Source organism: Aerococcus sp. UMB1112A (assembly GCF_030230715.1).
GTDB lineage: Bacteria > Bacillota > Bacilli > Lactobacillales > Aerococcaceae > Aerococcus.
The window spans coordinates 1-3,071 of record NZ_JASPDS010000042.1; the positions used below are offsets into that span (position 1 = coordinate 1).

2 protein-coding genes are annotated in these 3,071 nt (G+C 46.9%); one reads left to right on the top strand and one right to left on the bottom strand.

What is annotated here, in order from left to right; all coding sequences use genetic code 11:
* Positions 1-699: 699 nt before the first annotated feature.
* Entirely contained in the window at positions 700-1,266 is a 567-nt protein-coding gene (locus QP860_RS10350) for a DUF402 domain-containing protein (RefSeq protein WP_067976595.1), read from the bottom strand.
* A gap of 170 nt (positions 1,267-1,436) precedes the next feature.
* Between QP860_RS10350 and QP860_RS10355 the strand changes: the two genes are divergently transcribed.
* Positions 1,437-2,705: an SGNH/GDSL hydrolase family protein gene (locus QP860_RS10355; protein ID WP_284912772.1), complete on the top strand. Its 1,269-nt coding sequence runs from the start codon at positions 1,437-1,439 to the stop codon at positions 2,703-2,705.
* The last annotated feature ends 366 nt before the right edge of the window (positions 2,706-3,071 follow it).

The window sequence follows — 3,071 nt, forward strand, 5'->3', positions numbered from 1 at the left end:
ATGATTGGAGCAAGTCAGAATAAGAGCGAAGCATTCGCTCGTTTCTGACTTGTGAAATCACTCCAAGCCTGCCAAGTTGAACCCGACTAGAACAGGGTGTGAGCAAGAGCGCTTAGACTTGAATGACTGGAGCCCAAACGAAAAAGAGCGGCTTTAGCCGATCGTTTCGATTGGGTGAAGTCACTTCAAGTTTGCTCCTGCGAACCCGACTAGAACAGGGTGTGAGACTTGGCGTCTAGGCTTGGATGATTGGAGCAAGTCAGAATAAGAGTGAAGCATTCGCTCGTTTCTGACTTGTGAAATCACTCCAAGCCTGCCAAGTTGAACCCGACTAGAACAGGGTGTGAAGGCTAGCGTGAGAAATAGACCTCTGGAGCCAAAAGCAGAGAAGTCTGGAAGACTTCGGCGGATTTTGGTGAAGAGGAGCTATTTCTGCTAGCCTGAACCCGACTATAGGGTGTGAGCAAAGGCGTTTAGAAAGGAATGACTGGAGGCAAAAGGGATAAGAACGGCTATCAGCCGGTCGTTCCCTTTTGTGAAGAGGAGCCCTTTCTGCATCCTCGAACCTAACTAAGGGTGCGAGGGCGCGCGGTTAGAAGTGGACCTCAGTGTATAAGCAAAGCAAAAAGGCTGAGTTTCAAAACTCAGCCTTTTTTATGAACTTTCGAATACTTCACAATCAAATCGAAAGGGCGACAGCTAGTGCTGGCGGCGCTTTTTCTTATGCTGTTGTTGGCGCTGGCTTAGCTGGCAATAACGTTCATACCACAAATCCACATAGGCCTTAGAGAAGGGACCTTTGCCTTCTTCAATCCAGCGGTTCAATTCATAGAGATGGCAAGTGACGATATAGTCAATATCGTAAGGGTAGGCCATCTTTCGACCATGGTCGAGGTATTCATCTACATCGAGTAACTTTTTATCGCCATTCGGAAAGACTTTGATATCTAAATCATAGTCAATGTATTTAAGGCCGTCCTTGTCCATAATATAAGGGGAAGCCAGGTTACAATAATACGATGTGCCTTTTTGGCGGATCATCGTGACAATATTGAACCAGTACTTCTTATGAAAATAGAGAAGGGCGGGCTCGCGTGTTACCCAGCGCCGACCATCGGATTCACTGACAAGGGTATGGTCATTACAAGCAATGATACTCTGATCAGAGGTCTTGAGCACCATACAATCATGCCAAGTGCGATGCAAACTGCCGTCATGTTTATAGCTTTTGACTGCGATGTATTCTCCTTCTTGAGGATTACGCATCAAAAAACCTGCTTTCTGCATCAGTATTCAATCTTATTCTTAAATAGTATAACATAGCTTGGCTAAAAATAGAATTTTTAATTAGAAATTATTAAAGAGAGTCTGCTGTTCGATTAGCTAAATTTTTATGCTACAATAAACGGAAAGAATATAAACGAGGAGTTAGATTTATGAGGGAATTCAACAAGAAAAGCCTGCTAGCCATGCTAGCGACAGTGGTTGTCGGTTTCATCATTATTGGCGGGTCTTATGTGATCGGCCAGCGGCGAGAAGAGGCGCGTTTAGCCGAGGAAACAGCACTCTTCCAGGAACATAATCAAGGAGACCAAAAGACAGACCAGACAGCTAGCCAGTCAGGCTCGTTAGACCAGGCGGCAGCCGATTTTGAACAGAACCGTGAGAACACAACAGCAGCTAAATATTTGGCCTATGTCAACCGGGAAGCGGACCAAGTCGGCGTCTTAGCTGTGGATTCGCTCAACCAAACCGCCGATTGGTTGGAAACGGCAGTTGCTGGTCTCAAGGATAAAGGTTTTGACCAGCTTGCCGTTAATAAGTTAAACTACAGCGGCATGTCAACTGCAGATCTCTTAGCCAGTGACTATGCCCAACAAGTAGCCGATAGCCAGGGTCAACTTATCTTAGTTCCCCTAAACCTGGCGGCCGAGGCCCAGGCTGGGATCGATGAAGCGGGAAGTAAAGCGAATATTGAACGCATTTATCGCCAGCTACGTTTGGCCAAACCTGAAGCCCTACCGATTTTTGTTATTAGTCCTAGCTTGAACAATGACGAAGATAGTGATGCCTATAAGGATAAGATCGCTAAGATACTCGATGATTTGAACTATAACTATTACGATATGTGGGCTGATTTCAAGGATCAATTAGCAGCTGATGACTTAAACTTGGAAGACCTTTATTCTGAAGGTGGGCAATTGACTAACCAGGGGGCAGACTTATGGAGCCAACTGCTGACTACGGAATTAAGTGAAACGACAATCGATGCCCAGCACGGCTTCAAGGGCAAAAATGATGATCTCGACCAACTAAAAGAGGCTGAAGCCAAAGTTAGAGACGAGGAAGCCCGCGCCCAAGCGGAAGCGGAGGCCCAGGCACAAGCCCAAGCGGCTGCCCAATCAGAAGCAGCGGCTGAGTCTTCAAGACGGGCAGAGTCAGAAGCCCAAGCAGCTAGCCAATCGCGTGCCCAAGCTAGCCAGGCTGCTCCAGCCCAAGGCCAGCAAGGCAATTGGAACGCTAATGGCAACCAAAATTACCAAAACAATCAAAATAACCAGCAGAACAATTGGAATGCGAATGGCAACCAAGGTAGCTATAACCCGGCTAACCAGTGGCAAGGGTCCGGTGGTAATCAGCAATACGGGAACGGCAATGCTAATGGTAACCAAGGAAATGCTAATTGGGGAGCACAGAGCCAATAATAAGATTCAGTAGACAATGTAGAGGATTAAAGTCAAAAGGCCTTTCCTTAGGGGGAGGCTTTTTTAGTTGGGTTCGGTCGCGCAGAAGTGGCTCCTCTTCACAAAGCGCCGTCGAAGACTTTCAGTCTCCTCTGTTGCTTTGCTCCAGAGGTCCCTTTCTCCCGCATCCTCTCACACCCTGCTTAGTCGGGTTCGACTTGGCAGCTTTCGTGTCACTTCACAAGTCTCCGCCGCAGTCTTGCAGACTGCTCTGGTGACTTGTTCCAGTGAACAAAAGCTGAGCGCCAAGTCTCACACCCTTGTTTCCTACGATTAGTCAAGTATAAATTGGTATAAAGTTGCTAAAGTATACGAGGCAATATTTAG

Bases quoted from the DNA above. Each gene is read 5' to 3' on its own strand.
- QP860_RS10350 (WP_067976595.1), bottom strand. From the start codon at position 1,266: ATGCGTAATCCTCAAGAAGGAGAATACATCGCAGTCAAAAGCTATAAA.
- QP860_RS10355 (WP_284912772.1), top strand. From the start codon at position 1,437: ATGAGGGAATTCAACAAGAAAAGCCTGCTAGCCATGCTAGCGACAGTG.